Below are 17539 nucleotides of genomic sequence, written 5' to 3' on the forward strand. Positions count from 1 at the left end.
GTGGACTTGGACGCTGCCCGGTCAGCGCGGCAGAACGGTGTCAACCGTCTGGCCACGCAGCCCTGAATACCCTTTCCGACGGTCCCCGGGCGCGGCTCACCGCCGCAGTGGCAGCAGCTGTCGTAGTCCCCGGCCAGGTGCGGAAATCGCGTAGCCGGCGCGTTCGCGGTGCCGGTATCGTCCCCTCTCCCGACCCGCCGTACCGGCGGCCCCCGTTCAGAGAGCTGTGCACATGACCCGCCGGCAAGCGACGACGACCCTGTGGCGCCCCACCGGCCCCAAGGAGCTGGATCTGGTCCGGGAGCTGAACTGGCGTGCGTGGCCGCCCCGGTTGCCCGAGCAGCCGATCTTCTACCCGGTCCTCAACGAGGACTACGCGATCAGGATCGCGCGGGACTGGAACGTGAAGCACGATGGCGCCGGCTTCGTCACTCGCTTCGAGGTCGAGTCCCGATTCCTGAGCCGGTATCCCGTCCAGCAGGCGGGCGGGCGGACGATCCTCGAGCTCTGGGTTCCGGCCGAGGAACTTGACGACTTCAACGCCCATATTGTGGGCGAGATCCAGGTGGTCCACGAGTTCCGGGCCTGCGCGGTGGCCGACCCGGTCTCCGACCGCACCGCTCAGAGGTGATCACCGAGCCGGCAGAGGAAGCATTCGTGTCGCGTAGTAGGCGTGCAGTGCTGCCTCACTGCCGGAGCCCATCGCGGTCATGATCCGCTGGAAGCGGGCGGAGCGCAGGTCGCCGGCGACGATGAGGCGGGGGTGTTGGCCGGTCGGTGGACAGTAGCCGTCCGTTCCTCGGACGAGGTCGCCGGGCGGGGCGGCGGGTGCGTTGCCGATGCTGACGTGGACGGCGTCTGCTGCGACCGTGTGCCGTTGGCCGTCGCGGGTCGTCGTTTCCGCCGTCGCCGCGGTCATTTCGGAGCGGCTCAGGGTCAGGTGCTCGACGGGAAGGAGTGTGACGCGGGGGTCGTCGCGGATCTCTTCGATCTTGTATGCGTCGGCTTCCGGGTATGCGACGAGCAGGCGGGTGGCGGTGGTCGGGTGGGCGCGCAGGAACGTGCCGATCGGACGGTCGCCGCCGAGGACGAGGAGGGTGCGGCCTTCGGCGTCGTCCGCGTCGGCCTGCCACAGCGGGGGCAGCGTGAGGCCACTGGGGGCGGTGATCCAGGCGACGTCTCGTGGCTGGAGAGGGCCGACGCCGGTGGCGACGACGGCGTACGGAGCGGTCAGGCGCGTGCCGGTGTCCAGGGTGACGGCGACGTGGTCCTCGCCGGCGTGGAGTCCCACTGCGTGGCGGCCGAGTTGGAGGCGGCACAGGTCTGTGCTCTTCAGCTCCGTGGTGATGCGGTGGGCGAGTTCGGGGCCGCTGGTGTGCCCGCCGAGGACGTTGTTCAGGGCCGGGATGCGGTACAGGTTGCGGCACAGGATGTCCGGCTCGATCAGGATGGAGCGCATGCCGACGCTTGCGGCCATGCGGGCGGCGGCACAGCCGGCCGGGCCGCCGCCGACGATGATCAGGTCGGTGTCGTGGGTGGCGGGCGAACCGGTGCGGGACGGTGTGTCGGCCATGGGACCATTCCAGCACCGAGCGGTTCAGCCTGCCGTCGGGCGTCCGCCCCGCTTCGCCCTGGGAATGGGGCACGCTTGGAATGACGCTCCCCGTCGGCCGGAGGCTCTCTCTGGAGTGCGGCCGCGTGTGAGGCGTACGCCGACGACCGGGACGACGTCACCGAATCCGGGCGGCTGCCGCTCAGTGCGGAGCAGGTCCGGGGGAGTGGTCCGGCAGATGTGTTCGGGACGCGCGGAACGGCGGGAACGCGGTCAACTGGCCCTGCGGACCGGGATACTGGTGCCTTCTCACAATGTGGCGACCAGGGGAGCGAATCGGTGGACTCTGCCGGAGAGACAAGCCGTTGGGGCGTGGGCGGCGGTCGGGGTGGGCGGCATGCGGTCGTCGTGGGCGGGAGCCTCGCGGGGCTGCTTGCGGCACATGTCCTCGCCGGGCACGCCGACCGGGTGACCGTCATCGAGCGCGACCGGTTCCCGGACGGTATGAAGCCGCGGCCGGGCGTACCGCAGGGCCGGCATCCACATGTCCTGTTGGAGGGCGGGCAGATGGCTCTGGAGTCGCTGCTGCCGGGCTTCCTGGCGGAGCTGCGGGCGGCGGGGGCGCCGCGGGTGGGCATGCCGTCGGACCTGGTGATGTGGCAGACCGGGCGCTGGTTGCGGCGGCTGCCCGCGACGACGCACATCTACACGGGTTCCCGCGCGCAGCTCGAGGAGCGGGTGCGGCGGCGGGTTCTCGCCAACCCGGTGATCAGCACGGTGGAGGGGAGCGAAGTCGTCGGGCTCCTCGGTGACGCCTCGCGCGTACGGGGCGTGCTGCTGCGGGAGCGCTCCGGCGACGCCCGCGGCGAGCGGCGGGAGCTTGAGGCCGACCTGGTCGTCGACGCCTCCGGCGGCGGCACGAAGGCCACGCAGTGGCTGACGGCGATCGGGGCCGAGGCCCCGCACGAGGAGACCATCGACACCGGGCTCGCGTACGCCTCGCGCGTCTACCGCGGCAGGAGCGGCGTCCTCGGCGGCGACACCGCCGGCTACTACGTCTACCCCAGCCCCGCCCAGGTCCATGGCGGCGGTGCGCTGCCGCTGGAGGACGGCACCCATCTGGTCATCGTCTCCGGGCTGCGTGGTGACGAACCGCCCACGGACGACGACGAGTTCGTGGCGTACACCAAGAGGCTGCCGCATCCGCTCCTGCACCGGTGGCTGCAAGAGGCCGAGCCGCTCTCGCCGGCGTTCGGCTACCGGCGGACCGCGAACATCCGCCGCCGCTACGACCTGCCCGGCCGCCGCCCCGCCGGATTCCTCGCCACCGGCGACGCCCTGTGCACCTTCAACCCGATCTACGGGCAGGGCATGGCCGTCGCCGCGATGAGCGCGGTCGCCCTGCGTGACGCACTGGCCGATCCGCGCCGGACCCCCACGACACGGCATGTGCAGCGCGCACTCCTCACGGCGTCCCGGCAGGCGTGGGACATCTCCGCCGGGGCAGACCGCAAGATGCCGGGCGCGGTCGGCAACGCGGTCGCCGCCGGGCCCGCGGACAGTGTCGCCGACTGGTATCTGCAGCGCGTCCAGGAGCGTTACGCCGGCGACGCCGTCGTGGGGCGCGCCTTCCGGTCCGTGCTGACTCTCTCCGCGCCTGTCACGACCCTGTTCGCCCCGCACGTGGCCCGGGCCGTCCTGTTCCGTCCGCCCGCGCCGACGCCCACCGAGCCGCCGGCGACACCGGAGGAACCGGGGACCTGAGCGAGGTCGGCAGCCGACAGCGTCTTCCGCACCGTTCCGCACGTCAACGTTGGTGGAGTGACGGTCTCACCCTCTGCCCTCTGCCCTCTGCCCTCTGCCTGGTGCCTGGCGCCTGAGGCCGTCCGTCGCCGGGCGGGCTCCGCCGGATTCCGTTCGTCGCGGGGAGGCTGGCCGTTTGACGGCCAGCGCGGCGGTTACCCGCCCGGCACGAGGTCAGATCTCACGGTTGGAGGCAGTCATGGCACTGCCCATGCGACGCGGAGGCGGCGGCGCACCGGAACGACGGCGGCCGGCCTGGACGGATCCCTTCGGTGAGTTCGAGAACAAGTGGAGCGAGACGGGCAAGCTCCTGGAGCGGGCCGCGGCCCCGACAGCCGCCGGCGAGGGCGGGTGGATGCCGACGGCCGAGGAGGCGGAAGAAGAGGGCGTGTACGTGGTGCGGACCGAACTGCCCGACGTGGGTGAGACCGATGAGGCATGACGAGTTCCTGGCACGGGTGCGCGAGCGCGGTGAGTACGCGGATCAACCCGATCTGAGCGACTGACCGCGTCGGCGACGCCGGTGGCGGCAGCGGGCCCGCCACCGGAGCGCACGCGTGCGCCGCTCGGCGTCCACTCGAGAGTGTCGGTGACCAGGCCCAGGGGCGCGTCGACGGACAGGATCCGCCAGTCACTCGAGGACGAACTCGCACAGTGGCCCGGGCGTGTGTCCTGTCACCGGGCGCTCGGCGGGCGGTAGGGCTGGAGGAGCTGGTCGACGGGGGCGTAGTCGTCGGTGAGCAGGCGGGCGTCGCCGATCCAGGACGTGAGGTCGCCGCCGGTGGCGATCTTCCAGCCGGTCTGCCGGGCGTCCAGTGTGTCCTGGGCCGCGCGCAGGTCGACCGGTCGGTCGGAGGCCAGTACCACCATGTTGCCGCCCGCGGGGGTGGCGGTCGGGTCGAGGCCGATGTCGGTGGGTTCGCCGACGAGGGCGACGTGCTCGAAGGTCTCGCTGAGGGTGGCCACCTCGGCACGTGCGAAGGCCATGGCACCGTGATCGATGAGGTTGGCGACGTACAGGCCGTCCTCGTCGAGTACCCGCCGTACGTCCCTCATCGCCTCCAGCGTAGTGAGGTGCCACGGCACGCTGACGCCTCCGAAGGCGTCACCGACGACGAGGTCGCGGCTGCCGGCGTCCAGCCGCCGCAGCCCGAGCCTGCCGTCCTCGGTGCGTACGTCGATCCCGGCCGCCGAGCGCAGACCGAGCCGGTCGCGGTTGAGGCGCAGGACCCCGTTGTCGATCTCGGACACCAGGCTGCGGGTGCCGGGCCGCGTGGCCGCGAGGTAGCGGGGAAAGGTCAGCCCGCCGCCGCCCAGGTGGTGGGCGGTGAGCGGCTCGCCTTCGGGAAAGGCGGCGTCGACCACCGACGCGATGGCCCGCACGTACCGGAACTCCAGGAAGGTCGGGTCGTCGACGTCGACGTAGGAGTGCCGCAGGCCGTCCAGGACGAGTGTGCGGCCGCCGCCGCGTTCGGGGTCTGCTACGACCCGTGCGCAGTGGTACTTGGTCTCCGCGTCGCAGCCACCGGGCGCGACCACGGTGGCGAGGCCGCCGGCGACGACGACGAGCGCGAGGGCAGGGGCGCCGCTCCACCGGCGCGTTCGCCACTCGAACAGCGCCGAGCCGGCCACCAGCAGGGCGCCGAGGCCGATCAGGATGCCGCTGACCGGCAACCGCGAGACGAGGACGAAGCCGGTGAGCACCGTGCCGACAATGGCGCCGACGGTGCCGACGCCGGACAGCCGGCCGACCACCGTGCCGGTCTCGGCGAGGCTGGTGAGACGCAACTTGGTCACGATCGGCGTCACCGCGGACAGCAGTGCCCCCGGCACGAGGATGGTCAGCGACGCGATCAGCAAGAGCATCGCCGGCGCCCACTCCGCACTGGTGCGCAGCACAACGGGGGTGAGCGCCACGACCGTTCCCGACACCCCGAGCGCGGGGCCCACGAGCCGGCGTGGATCGACCTGGTCGGCGAGGCGCCCGCCCAGCCACGAGCCGAGGGCGATCGCGGTGAGGGCGATGCCGATCACCAGGGTGCTGGTCTCGAGGGTGAGGCCGAGGTAGGGGGCCAGCAGCCGCAGAGCGACGATCTCGACCACCAGGACCGCGGCCGAGGACCCGAAGACGAGCGCGGCGGCGGTACGGGGACCCAGCCCGGCGTCGCGAGGCGTGCCCTCGTCGACAGGCGGGGAAGACGATGTGGTCACGGGCGACATCCTTGCACGCGACTCATCGGCCGTGGTTCGACTGGGACGTTGGGAGCGAACGGGTGTGCCCGGACCGACGGGTTCTCGCATGGTCGGCGGTGGCGTGTCGAGGGCCCGTGAAATGGCGCAGTGTCACACTCGTTGACCGGTCGCGAGGTTGACCGCTCGTTGGAGAGCGGGCAGTGCGGCCGGCAACTCGCCCGGTGTCGCTCATGTGTTCACGACGACCGTGGTGGCGCGGGCGCCACGCGCCCGCCGGTCCGGGTGCCGTTCTACGGACGGTACGGACGGTGCGGAGCCGGGGACGGTCCGGCCGGGCGGGCGCACGGCGCGGGTGCGGGCGGCGGTGCTTCAGGCGGCCCGGGACTGCCTGGCCGAGCGCGGCTTCGCCCACTTGGACCTCGCCGACGTCGCGCGTCGCGCCGAGGTGGGCAAGACGACCGTCTACCGCCGCTGGGGAACCGTGACCGGCCTGGTGGCCGACCTGCTGACGGACATGGCCGAGCAGTCACTGCCGCGCACCGAGACCGGCTCGCTGCTCGGCGGCCTCAGGGCCAACGCCCGGCTCGTACAGCGCACCTTGGCCGATCCGCGGCAGGGGGCGCTGTTCAAAGCGGTGATCGCGGCCGCCACCCGCGAGCCGAAAACGGCCGAGGCCCTGCACCACTTCTACGACATCCGCGTCAAGGAGTGGGCGCCGTGCGTGCGACAGGCCGTCGACCGGGGCGAGTTGCCCGACGGCACTGACCCCCATGAGGTGATCCGCGCCGTCTCCGCCCCCTCTACTACCGCCTGCTGACCAGCGGCGATCCCCTCGACGAAGCCGCCGCCGACTGGGCCGCGGAGGCCGCCGCGACGGCGGCACGCGCGGGAGCGTACCTGCGGAGAGAGGGGCCGGGTGAGCCGTACGCGGCCGCCGCAACACGAACGTCGAGGCGGAGCTCCGGCGGGACGGCTCCGGAGAGAAGCCGCCGGGCGACCTGCTCGCGGAGGATGTCTACGGCGTGGCGGGGAGCCGGACCGTGACGAGGAGGCCGCCGGTGGGGCGGGGTGCGAGGTCGAGGGTTCCGCCGTGGGTGCGGACGATGCTGTGCACGATGGCCAGGCCGAGGCCGACGCCGGCGTGCTCGTCGGTGCGTACGCGTTCCGTGCCGCGCTGGAAGGGTTCCGTGAGGGTCGGCACCAGGTCGGGTGGGAGCCGGTCGCCCGTGTTCTCGACCCGCAGCACGCTCGTGTCGCCGTGCTGCTCGGTGTGGACCGTCACGGCGCCGCCGGCGGGGAGGTTGTGGACGACGGCGTTCTGGACGAGGTTCGTCACCATCCGCAGCAGGAGCTCCGCGGAGCCGCTGGTCCGGGTCGCTCCGCCGGTGACGTCGAGCGTGATTCCGCGGTGTTCGGCGAGGGGGAGCAGGCCCTCTGCGGCTTCTTCGGAGACGAGGGAGAGGTCGACGCTCTCGCGGGTGAGGATCCCGCGGTCGCTGCGGCTGAGGAGCAGAAGGGCCTCGGTGAGGTCGATCGCGCGCGAATTGACCGCCTGCAGGCGTTCCAAGAGTTCGGCCCGGTCCCGCGTGGGGTCCTTGCGGGCGACGTCGAGGAGCGTCTGCGAGATGGCCAGCGGGGTGCGCAGCTCGTGGGAGGCGTTCGCGGCGAACCGCCGCTGCTCGGCGACGTGCGACTCGAGTTGTTCGAGCATCGTGTCGAACGCGTCGGCGAGTTCACGGAATTCGTCCCGGCGGCCCTTCATGCCGATCCGGTGGGACAGCGACCCGTTCCCCGCCGTCCGTGCCGCAGCCGTGATCCGTGCGAGCGGTGCGAGCATCCGGCCGGCGAGGATCCATCCCCCGACGAGGCCGAACACGAGCAGGAAGCCCATCGCCACGGCCGCGGCGGGGGCGAAGGTGCGCACCAGGAGGTAGCGGTTGGGCGCGATTCCGAGCAGGCCCTGGGAGTTGTCGGGCACGTAGCGCAGCAGGAACCCCCACACCACGGCCAGCAGGAGAGCGCCGGCGACGGCGAGGAACCCGGCGTAGCTGAGGGTGAGTTTCAGCCGCGCGCTGAGCCCCGGGTGTCTACGCATGCGTACGCCCGGGGCCGGTGGTGCCGGGGCCGGTGTCGATGCGGTAGCCGACGCCGGGCACGGTGGCGATGATCCATGGTTCGCCGAGCCGTTTGCGCAGCGCGGAGACGGTGATGCGCACGGCGTTGGTGAGCGGGTCGGCGTTCTCGTCCCAGGCCCGTTCCAGCAGCTCTTCGGCGCTGACGACCCCGCCCTCCGCAACGACGAGGACCTCCAGCACGGCGAACTGCTTGCGGGTGAGCGCGACGTAGCGCCCGTCGCGGAAGACCTCCCGGCGGAAGGGGTCGAGCCGCAGGCCCGCGATCTCGCGGACCGGGGGCCGGGCGTACGCGCGCCTGCGGTCGAGCGCCCTCAGCCGCAGGACGAGCTCCCGCAGCTCGAACGGCTTGGTGAGGTAGTCGTCGGCGCCGAGCTCGAACCCGGATGCCTTGTCGTCGAGCCGGTCGGCGGCGGTGAGCATGAGGATCGGGATGCCGCTGCCGGAGGCGACGATGCGCCGGGCGACCTCGTCTCCGGAGGGGCCGGGGATGTCGCGGTCGAGGACCGCGAGATCGTAGGAGTTGACGCCGAGCAGTTCCAGGGCGGAGTCGCCGTCGCCGGCGATGTCGGCGGCGATCGCCTCCAGCCGCAGGCCGTCACGGACTGCTTCGGCCAGATAGGGCTCGTCCTCCACGATCAGTACGCGCATGGCCGAAGCCTAAGCAGCCCCGCATATCGCCGGCGTATGCAACGACGTGCGCAACGACGTGCGAGCATCGGTCACGCGCTTCGGCCTGCCGGCGCCGGTGCCGGCACGGGGCGAAGCCGGTCCGACGGCGCCTTCGCCGTAGTGCGCCACCAGCGGCGCGACGCCAGCGCGGCCAGTACGGCGCCGGCCGCGTTGACGAGTACGTCGTCCACCGAGGACACCCGGTCCAGCCGCAGGACGTACTGCGCGGTTTCGACCAGGATCGAACAGCCCGCCCCGAGCGCCAGGATCCGCGGCACGGACGCCAGCGCCGCGAACCGCATGGGTGCGAAGAACCCCAGCGCCGCGAAGACCAGCAGGTTGCCGACGAGCCCGAGCGTCCCCATCGTGAGCAGGTCCCGCACCGGAATCAGGCTCACCCGGCCGGGGACGACGCCGGCCCCGGATCCCGGCATCATCGTCAGCCAAACGAACGGCACCGTCCCGTGGACCATGCCCACCTCGGCCAGCGACATCCGCCACGCCGATGCGACGCCGGCGGCACGCCGACGGTGCGCCAGAGCCCACGCCACCAGCGCGGCCAACGGCAGCGCGACCAGTGTCATGAGCACCACACCGTTGAACGTGTCGAAGCAGCCGTGCCACCGCCCGGCCATGCACATCGGCGCGGACATCATGAGCGGCCGCCGCACGACGAACACGGCGCTCGCCACGCCCAGGATCACCAGGCCGACGAGTACGATCCGGCGCGCGCGGCCCGGCGCTGCCGACAGGGATGCGTTGTGGTTCATGCCCTTCATTGGAGACGGCGGGCCGTTGCCGTGGCGTATGCGATTTTCGATACGCCCGCGATACAGGCGATACAGGCGACAGAGGCGATACACGCGATCCCCGGCGTCGGGCAACCGGCGCGAGCCGGCGGCGAGATGGCCCCGCCGCCGGTGAGCGCGCCGGTACCCGGCTACGGAGTCTCAGCCGTTGGCCACTGTGCGGTCGAGAAGGGGGAGCAGACGGTCTCAGTGGCGTTGCAGTCCGGCGGGGTCGAAGGCGTCGGTGTCGGACATGGTGAACCCGTGGACGGTGCCGGGGTAGATCTCGGAGGTGCACTCGACCTTCGCGGCGTCCAGGGCCCCGTTGAGCTCGCCCAGGGCCTCGGGCGTCAGATCGCTTTCCGCGTGGCCGAAGTGCGCCTGGGCGGTGATCCGGGCGAGCGGGCCGGGTCCGTCCGCACCCACGGGACCGTGGAACGCGGCGAGGGCGGCCACCTGCCCGGGGTGGGCCGCGGCGGTGCGCATCCGCGCGGACCACCCTCAGCAGCTCGGCCATCGCGCAGTGGAGCACGCTGCCCGGAGCCGTACCGCCCACAGGGTGGGCGGCTCCGGACTCCGCAAGGTCGCGCAACGCCCCGGACGGTGTGGCGGGAATGGCCGTCGCTGCCGAAGTCGCAGACCGTACGGGCGAGCCGGCTCGCCAAACGCGAGCGGCAGGTCATAGACCCGGGGCGCCCCAGAGGGGGAACCAGCGGGTGAGGTCCTGTTCGATGCGGAGGTCGTCCTGGACGGCGGCCTTGACCTGGAGTTCCAGCGGGTTGTCGCGCTTCTCGCCCGGCAGGGGCGCGAAGGGGTAGAACGTGCCGCGCTTGTAGAGGTAGACGAGTGTGAGCGGGCGCTGCTCGGCGTCGTGGAAGACGGTCAGGGAGCAGAGCAGTTGGGGCCCGAAGCCGCTGTCCTGCAGCGCGGTGTTCACGGCGTGCAGGTCGCTTACGAGAGCGGGCAGGTCATCGGGGCCGCGGCGGGAGAGGAGCCACGAGTAGCCGTAGGCGTCGCGGCTGAACTCCACTTGCGTGCCGCCTCGCTCGGAGTCCGCGTTCAGCAGGGCGCGAACCTCCTGCTGGATCCGGGCGAACGCCCCGCCCTCGATGGAGGCGAAGCACACCGAGCCCGCGCCGGTCGGGACGAAGCCGGTGGCCGCCTGGAGTGTGATCGCTGCCGAGGGCAGGCCGAAGAGCTGGTCCAGGTCGGGCTTGGCCGGCTTGCTCCGGCCGAACAGGACATCGAGGAAACCCATGCGGTCAGCTCCTTCTCCACGGCTCCGGGCCGGGCGGGACAGGCGGACCGGGCCGGACCCGGCCGGCGGTGAGGTCGTGCGTGGTCATGGCGTCTCACCGAGCTGCCCCGAGACCTCCGCGAGGGCCTCCAGCCGGCGCTCGAGGCTGGGATGGGTGGAGAACAGCTTGGCCACCACCGTGCCGGGCCCCAGCGCGGGGGTGAAGAAGAACGCGTTGAACGCCTGGGCGGTGCGCAGATCACGGGTGGGAATCCGGGCCATGTCGCCGCTGATTTTGGTGAGCGCCGAGGCGAGGACGGACGGCTTGCCGGTCAGCATGGCCCCGGCCCGGTCGGCGGACAGTTCGCGGTAGCGGGACAGCGCCCGGATGAGCAGGAAGCTGATCGCGTAGACCAGGGCGGAGACCGCCATGACGATCGCGAGCACGGCCGCGGTGTTCTGGTCCCGCTGGCGTCCGCCGAACAACTGCGAGTAGAAGGCGAAGCGCACGATCAGGCCCGCGATCACGCCCAGGAACGAGGCGATGGTGATCACCGCGACATCACGGTGTGCGACATGGGACAGCTCATGGGCCAGGACGCCTTCCAGCTCCTCGGTCTCCAGACGACGCTGCAGTCCGGTGGTCACGCAGACGACGGCGTGGTCCGCGTTGCGGCCGGTCGCGAAAGCGTTGGGCAGATCCATGTCCGAGACGGCCACTCGGGGCTTGGGCATGTCCGCGCTCGCGCACAGCCGGTCGAGAATTCCGTGCAGCTGTGGCTGCTCCTCGCGGCTGACGAGGCGGCCGTGCATGGCGTACAGGGCGATCCGGTCGGAGAACCAGTACTGCGCACCCAGCAGCCCGGCGGCTATGACGACCACCAGGAGCAGCGACTTGAGCAGCACGACCAGCGCGGCGACGAACGCCACGTACAGCAGCCCGAGCAGGAACATCGTGACCACCATGCGGGTGGTCAGCTGCCGATCGGGCTCGAAGCGGCTGCGCATCTCCCACTCACCCCGGGATCAGACCCTCATCGGAGATCATTGCCTGCACCTGCCGCAGGCTGGTGTCCGCGTCGGGCAGCACCAGGTCGGACGGTGTGATCATCTCGTCCGGCAGCGGCGCGCCGAGCGTGCGGACCGCGTCCAGCAGGGCCGACAGAGCGGCGGCGAACGCCTGCTCGTCGTCCGCGTCGGCGGCCGACTGCACAGCGGTGTCGAGCCGATTGAGTTCGTCGATGCGGTCTTCGGCGATCTCGAACTGGCCCTCGCCCAGAATCCGGATGATCATGAGCCGGCCTCCTGGTCCGGAGGAGTCCGGCCGCCCTTGCCGCCTTCCACGGCCGGCGGAGCGCCGGACGCCGGAAGCTGGGCCTTCATCCGGGCCAGCTCGGTCTCCACGTCCTGGCCTGCCGTCGCGGCCTCCAGTTCGGCCTGGAGGTCGTCGCGGCCGGCCGGCAGGGTGGCGTCCTCCAGCGCGCCGGAGGCGACCAGCTCGTCCAGGGCGCCGGCGCGGGCCTGCATCTGCTCGGTCTTGTCCTGGGCGCGCTGCATGGCCAGGCCCACATCGCCCATCTCCTCGCCGATGCCGGTCACGGCCTCCGAGATGCGGGTCTGGGCCTCGGCCGCGGTGTAGCCGGCCTTGATCGTCTCCTTGCGGGTACGGAACGAGTCCACCTTCGACTGGAGCCGCTGCGCGGCCAGCGTGAGCTTCTCCTCCTGCTCCTGCAGCGATGCCTGCTGGTCCTGCAGGTCCGTGAGCTCCGAGGCCACCGCCGTCCGCCGGGCCAGCGCCTCGCGGGCCAGGTCCTCACGCCCCACGGCCAGGGCCTGCTGCGCCTGTGACTGCAGCTTGCCCGTGGACTGCTGCAACTGGCTCGCCTGGAGTTCGACGCGTTTGCGACTGGTTGCCACGTCGGCCACGCCGCGCCGTACTCTCTGCAGCATCTCCAGTTGCTGCCCGTAGGAGTAGTCCAGGACCTCGCGGGGATCCTCCGCCCGGTCCAAGGCATTGTTCGCCTTGATGCGGAAAAAGTCGCCGATACGGCGAGCGATGTTGCTCATGCCGACCGCCTCCCTCAGCTCTGCGCCCCGCGGCCGTACATCCAAGGGGCCGAACCGGTACATGCCTGCCTGACGTCGGCCCGCCGCACTCACCGCTGAACGCGCTTCTTCCATTGTTGCGCGTGTCGCACGCCCGCTCCTGGCAGGACAGCCCGGCCGCAGGAGCACGGGCCGGTGCGCCCGGCACTCAGCTTGTCGCGGAGAGTGGCGATGGCGGAACCGACCGGAGCGGCGGCGATGTCGGCATGACTCAGGCGTGCAGGGTGGGCCGGTAGATCAGCTCCTGGATGTGGCCGTCGAGCGTCCGGCTCCCGATCAGCTCGAGGTCGAAGTCGGCCGCGCCCTGGAAGACCGGGTCCAGTCCGGTCCGGCCGGTGATCACAGGGAAGATCGTCACCTGTACGCGGTCGACCAGGCCGGCGGCCATCAGCGCCCGGTTCATCGACAGGCTGCCGTGCGAGCGCAACGGCAGGTCGGACTCCTTCTTGAGCCGGGCGACGACGTCGACGGCGTCACCGCTGACGAGGGTCGCGTCCGGCCAGTCGAGTGGGCCTTCGAGTGTCGTCGACACCACCGTTGCCGGCGTGTTCCGCATCCGCGTGACCCATGGGTCACGCACGTCGGACTCCTCGGTGCTCTCGGCCAGCATCCGAGCGAACATCCGGTACGTGGTGGCTCCGAAGACCATGCGCTGCTCGTCGCCGTACAGGGCGAGGCGGTGGTCGAGGAGCTCGGGGCCCTGCTTGCCCCAGTAGCCGGTCCAGTCGCCGCCCGCGGCGCCGAAGCCGTCGAGGCTGGAAAAGACGTCGAAGGTGTAGGTCGCGGTCATGGTGAATCTCCTCGAGTGCGGTTGCTCGCCTGTCGGGGATACAGACCCGCCGGCGCGGCGAGATTCATCGGCCCCGGACTCCACGAGCGTGGCACGCCCGCTGCGAGCATGGCCTCGCGACCACCATGGTGGTCGAGGTCCACCTCCCGTTGCTGCCGATGCCGTCCTGCCGGACGGCTCCTACCCGTTTCCCTGGATCGACGCGGCAGAAGAGTCCGGCCAGGGACGACGGGTGACTCTTCCGCCGGCTGCGGTCTGACGATCGGCACAGAGCCTGCGGCTGTTGCCCGGATCCGGCCCCGCGAGCCACGACAGGCCGCCCGGGTCGAGTCCGGGGGGCATCCGTCGGCCGAGGACCGCCAGTCGAATGCCCTGGTGTCCGTCATACGCCCGATGCTGTCACCCGCCACTGACAGCGCACCGCCGCTCGCTGCCGCCAACGCGACTCCCGCGTTCGCGACCTGCCCGGCAAGGACGACATTTCGGTGTTCCGCATGAGCGGCCTTTCGTTTCGGCGAGTGTTTATGGCACGTTCCGTCCGCGGGACCGGCACTTCATTTGACAAAGTGTCTACGCGCTGGACGGGGCGACGCTTCCGTCCGGCCTACCCTGACGGCGACGCTCTTTCTGGTCTTTCGCGGTTGCCATGGAAGTTCCATTTGTCAATCGGCTGCAGGCTCCGCCGGAGCCTGGCTTCGCCATTCGGAAATGTGCTTCACCTCGTACTCGTAAGCCCTCGCCACCAGGCCGAACATCGATTTGCACCGCGACCGTCACACCGGAATCCGAAGACTACGGGCTGGTTGACAAGTTCCGGCGGGATGGGGTTTTCTCTGACGAGTAAAGGACTGCCGAGTAAGTCCGGGAGTCGCCGGACCGCCCTTCATTTGTCTACTGGCACGTGAGCGACAGAACGCGTTTCTGAAGTGCGAGGCTGTTGGATCGGAGTTCCGTTTGCGCAGAATCCGCCATGTCGTACCGGTGAGGCAGAGGGAATCGGAAACGCTTGTCGAGCGGTGCCCGCACCGGCCGGCGATCTGATCGTGTCCTCGTACCGAAAAGCGCCGCGTACCGAAAAGCGCCGCGTACCGAAAAGCGCCGCGTACCGAAAAGCGCCGCGTACCGAAATGAGCTGCGTACCCACAGACCTGAGTAGACAGCCACGCCCGTGGGGCTGCTGACGCTTGACCAGATGTGCCCGCGCCACTGAACCGAGGGGACCAATGGGAAACGACGGCAAAACGTTAGTCCACGAGCGTTTCGCGCTCCGCGCTGCCGCGCAGCCGGAGGCGATCGCAGTGGAGCACGGTGATCTGCGGATCACTTACGCCGAACTCGACGAACGTGCCAACCGGCTGGCCCACCGCCTGCAAGCCGAAGACGTCGGCCGCGGCTCGGTCGTCATGGTCCACATGGAGCGGTCGATCGAACTGATCGTGTCGATGCTCGCCGTGTTCAAGGCGGGGGCGACCTATCTGCCGGTCGATCCGAGCCTGCCCGACCACCGTGTGACAGCGTTCCTCGAGGAGACGGGCTGTGCGGCCGTGCTCGCCGGCCCGGGCACACCGGACCGCTCCCAAAGACAGGGCCTGTCCGTGCCGGCTCCCGGGGCGGACGGAGGACCGACCTCGCGGGAACCGGCGGCCTCCTTGGACGTGGCGGTCGACGGCACGGACTGCGCCTACGTCATCTACACGTCCGGTTCGACCGGTACTCCGAAGGGAGTGAGGGTAGAGCACGCATCGCTCGCCTACCTCTTCGACGAGATCAACGAGCGCTACGGAATCGGCCCCGACGACCGCGTGCTGCAGTTCGCGGCCATCACCTTCGACACCTCCGTCGAGCAGATCCTCGTCACGCTGCTGAACGGAGCGACGCTGGTCCTCCCCGACCGCCTCTGGGCCCCCGGCGAACTGCCCGACGAGCTGGTCCAGCGCCGTGTCAGCGTCATGGACCTCACCCCCTCGTACTGGCGTGCGTTCCTGTCCGAGCTCGCCGCCGCGCCGAGGGAACTCCCGGTCCGGCTGACGATCGTGGGCGGCAGCGCGGTGCATGCGGAGGACTGCCGTACCGCGCTGCGCCTGATGCCGCAGTCCCGGCTGGTGAACGCGTACGGACTGACCGAGACGACGATCACCTCCTGCACGATGGAGATAACACCCCAGGCGCTTCCCGAGCTTGGACCCGCCCCGGTCGGCCGGCCGCTGCCGGGCACCCACGTCCGAGTCCTGGACGAGAACATGCGACCCGTCCAGCCGGGGGAGCACGGCGAGATCTACCTCTCCGGGCACGGTGTCGCCCGCGGCTACATGACCGAGAGCGCGACTGGCGCACGGTTCCTGCCGGATCCTCACGCGGAGCGGGCCGGGACGCGGATGTACCGGACCGGGGACCTCGGCGGCTGGACGCGTGACGGCGACCTCGAGATCGTGGGGCGCGCCGACCGGCAGATCAAGGTGCGGGGCTTCCGTGTCGAGCCGGGCGAGATCGAAGCGACGCTCACGTCGCACCCACTGGTCGCGGACGCCGTGGTCACCACGTACCACCGCCGTGGTGAGACCGAGATCGCCGCGTACTACGTCACGACCGCGGGCGACTCCCTCCACTCACGGGTCCTGCGCGCGTACACCGCGGATCGGCTGCCCGGCTACATGGTCCCGGCGGCGTTCGTCCGGCTCACCGACATGCCGGTGAAGACCAACGGCAAGGTCGACCTGGCGGCCCTGCCCGAGCCCCGGCCGGAACACGGGCCCACGCCGGAATCGACCCCGACGAACCCCCCCGAGCGGCCCGCCGGGCTGGTCGAGCGCGCCGTCGCCGGAATCTGGCGGCAAGTACTCGACCTCGACCACGTCGGGCCGGGCGACAACTTCTTCGAGCTGGGCGGGAACTCGGTCCTGGCCGCCCAGCTCCTCGCCAAGGTCCGGGCGTCCCTCGGCATCATGATCACCCAGGTGCGTCCGCTGATCCGGCTGCTGCTCGACGACGCGACGCTCCGAGGCTTCGCGTCCGCGGTCGAGTCGGCCAGGGCCGGCACCTTCTCCGACGACGCGAAAGCAGTGGACTTCGCCGCCGAGACCGTGCTGGACGTGCCCGTACGGCGCATCCCGGCCGTACCCGCCTCCTGGCAGGAGCCGGCCCACATCTTCCTCACCGGCGCCACCGGGTTCCTCGGGATCTACCTGCTGCGCGAGCTGCTGGCCACCACCGAGGCGACCGTCCACTGCCTCGTCCGGGCCGGCGACGAGAGCCACGCGATGGACCGCCTCCAGGCGAACGCGCGGCACTACTTCGGCGACGACCTGGTGGCATACCGCACCACGGGGCGGATCGCCGCTGTCCCGGGCGACCTGGCCGAACCGCGACTGGGCCTGCCGGAAGAGGAGTTCGACCGGCTCGCCCGGCTCGTCGACGTCGTCCACCACCCCGGCGGGCTCGTCAACTTCATCTACCCCTATACGCACATGCGCGCCGCCAACGTCGAAGGCACCCGCGAGATCATCCGCCTGGCCGCCCGCTACCGCAACGCACCCGTGCACTACACCTCCACCATGGCGGTGGTCTCCGGCTTCGGGACCGCCGGTGTCCGGCACGTCACCGAGCGCACCCCGGCCGCCCACGTCGATCACCTGTCCGTCGGCTACGTCGAGAGCAAGTGGGTCGCCGAGGCGCTGCTGCAGAACGCCGCGAAGGAAGGGCTCCCGGTCGCCATCTACCGGGCCGCCGACATCTCGGGCGACCGCGAGACCGGTGCGTGGAACACCGCGACGGAGATGTGCGCGATGAAGCGGTTCATCGTGGACACCGGCACCTCGCCCATCGCCGAACTCCCCCTGGACTACACGCCGGTGGACTGCTTCGCCGCGGCTGTGGCCCACATCGCCAGGAAGCAGCTCCCGGCGGGCGAGGTCTACCACCTCACCAACCCGGGCAAGGTCAACGTCGCCGTACTCACCGACCGGCTGCGGGCGCACGGCCACACCATCCGCGACGTGCCCTGGAACGAGTGGCTCGACCAGGTCGTCAAGATCGCGGTGGAGCAGCCCGACCACCCGATGACTCCGTTCGCCCCCCTCTTCATCGACCGGTGCTCGACGGGCGTGATGAGCGTGGCGGAGATGTACCTCGAGACGACGTTCCCCGTCTTCACACGGGACAACGTGGAAGCGGCGCTGCGGGACAGCGACATCCGGATCCCACCCGTGGACGACGAGATGCTCGACCGCTACATCCGGTACCTGACCGACATCGACTTCCTGTGAGGCG

Annotated in this window: 14 protein-coding genes and 2 pseudogenes; 5 read left to right on the forward strand and 11 right to left on the reverse strand. The window is 70.9% G+C overall.

Features of this window, described 5'->3' with window-relative positions:
- Positions 1 to 232 precede the first annotated feature (232 nt).
- Positions 233 to 631, forward strand: a complete 399-nt coding sequence (locus tag ACFYOP_RS24560; RefSeq protein ID WP_356893655.1) for a hypothetical protein — start codon at positions 233 to 235, stop codon at positions 629 to 631.
- Here ACFYOP_RS24560 and ACFYOP_RS24565 read toward each other — a convergent pair whose 3' ends face one another.
- On the reverse strand, positions 632 to 1573 hold the full coding sequence (locus tag ACFYOP_RS24565) for an FAD-dependent oxidoreductase (RefSeq protein WP_356893653.1): 942 nt from the start codon (positions 1571 to 1573) through the stop codon (positions 632 to 634).
- 387 nt (positions 1574 to 1960) lie between these two features.
- Here ACFYOP_RS24565 and ACFYOP_RS24570 point away from each other — a divergent pair, with 387 nt between their 5' ends.
- Together ACFYOP_RS24570 and ACFYOP_RS24575 are read left to right on the forward strand one after the other, a co-directional pair.
- Positions 1961 to 3316, forward strand: coding sequence for an FAD-dependent monooxygenase (locus tag ACFYOP_RS24570; protein WP_356893651.1), 1356 nt, complete (start codon positions 1961 to 1963; stop codon positions 3314 to 3316).
- Between the two features lie 238 nt (positions 3317 to 3554).
- Entirely contained in the window at positions 3555 to 3797 is a 243-nt protein-coding gene (locus ACFYOP_RS24575; RefSeq protein WP_356893649.1) for a hypothetical protein, read from the forward strand.
- Positions 3798 to 4030: 233 nt separating this feature from the next.
- Here the strand turns inward: ACFYOP_RS24575 and ACFYOP_RS24580 are convergent, their stop codons facing one another.
- On the reverse strand, positions 4031 to 5575 hold the full coding sequence (locus tag ACFYOP_RS24580; RefSeq protein ID WP_356893647.1) for a fused MFS/spermidine synthase: 1545 nt from the start codon (positions 5573 to 5575) through the stop codon (positions 4031 to 4033).
- A gap of 223 nt (positions 5576 to 5798) precedes the next feature.
- Here ACFYOP_RS24580 and ACFYOP_RS24585 point away from each other — a divergent pair.
- Positions 5799 to 6451 (forward strand): annotated as a pseudogene (locus ACFYOP_RS24585) (TetR/AcrR family transcriptional regulator); the annotation flags it as partial.
- Between the two features lie 112 nt (positions 6452 to 6563).
- On the opposite strand, the gene ACFYOP_RS24590 reads toward ACFYOP_RS24585, so the two are convergent.
- The 9 genes and pseudogenes from ACFYOP_RS24590 to ACFYOP_RS24630 form a co-directional block, all read right to left on the reverse strand.
- On the reverse strand, positions 6564 to 7643 hold the full coding sequence (locus ACFYOP_RS24590) for a HAMP domain-containing sensor histidine kinase (RefSeq protein WP_356893645.1): 1080 nt from the start codon (positions 7641 to 7643) through the stop codon (positions 6564 to 6566).
- On the reverse strand, positions 7636 to 8331 hold the full coding sequence (locus ACFYOP_RS24595) for a response regulator transcription factor (protein ID WP_356893643.1): 696 nt from the start codon (positions 8329 to 8331) through the stop codon (positions 7636 to 7638). Before ACFYOP_RS24595 ends, ACFYOP_RS24590 begins: the two co-directional genes overlap by 8 nt.
- Before the next feature lie 71 nt (positions 8332 to 8402).
- Complete coding sequence (locus ACFYOP_RS24600; RefSeq protein ID WP_356893641.1) at positions 8403 to 9122, reverse strand: VanZ family protein; 720 nt, start codon at positions 9120 to 9122, stop codon at positions 8403 to 8405.
- Positions 9123 to 9347: 225 nt separating this feature from the next.
- Positions 9348 to 9626 (reverse strand): annotated as a pseudogene (locus tag ACFYOP_RS24605) (dienelactone hydrolase family protein); the annotation flags it as partial.
- Positions 9627 to 9819: 193 nt separating this feature from the next.
- Positions 9820 to 10398, reverse strand: coding sequence for a hypothetical protein (locus tag ACFYOP_RS24610; protein ID WP_356893639.1), 579 nt, complete (start codon positions 10396 to 10398; stop codon positions 9820 to 9822).
- 84 nt (positions 10399 to 10482) lie between these two features.
- Positions 10483 to 11385 carry a zinc metalloprotease HtpX gene (htpX, locus tag ACFYOP_RS24615; protein WP_356893637.1) on the reverse strand — a complete coding sequence of 301 codons (903 nt, stop codon included), beginning with the start codon at positions 11383 to 11385 and terminating at the stop codon, positions 10483 to 10485.
- 7 nt (positions 11386 to 11392) lie between these two features.
- Positions 11393 to 11671, reverse strand: a complete 279-nt coding sequence (locus ACFYOP_RS24620; protein WP_356893635.1) for a hypothetical protein — start codon at positions 11669 to 11671, stop codon at positions 11393 to 11395.
- On the reverse strand, positions 11668 to 12444 hold the full coding sequence (locus ACFYOP_RS24625; protein ID WP_356893633.1) for a PspA/IM30 family protein: 777 nt from the start codon (positions 12442 to 12444) through the stop codon (positions 11668 to 11670). The genes ACFYOP_RS24620 and ACFYOP_RS24625 overlap by 4 nt, the downstream gene beginning before the upstream one ends.
- A 250-nt stretch (positions 12445 to 12694) precedes the next feature.
- On the reverse strand, positions 12695 to 13273 hold the full coding sequence (locus tag ACFYOP_RS24630; RefSeq protein WP_356893631.1) for a dihydrofolate reductase family protein: 579 nt from the start codon (positions 13271 to 13273) through the stop codon (positions 12695 to 12697).
- Positions 13274 to 14496: 1223 nt separating this feature from the next.
- On the opposite strand from ACFYOP_RS24630, the gene ACFYOP_RS24635 reads away from it, so the two are divergent.
- Positions 14497 to 17535, forward strand: coding sequence for an amino acid adenylation domain-containing protein (locus tag ACFYOP_RS24635; RefSeq protein WP_356893629.1), 3039 nt, complete (start codon positions 14497 to 14499; stop codon positions 17533 to 17535).
- Positions 17536 to 17539: the final 4 nt, after the last annotated feature.

It is taken from the genome of Streptomyces sp. NPDC006294 (genome assembly GCF_042870895.1).
Lineage (GTDB): Bacteria > Actinomycetota > Actinomycetes > Streptomycetales > Streptomycetaceae > Streptomyces.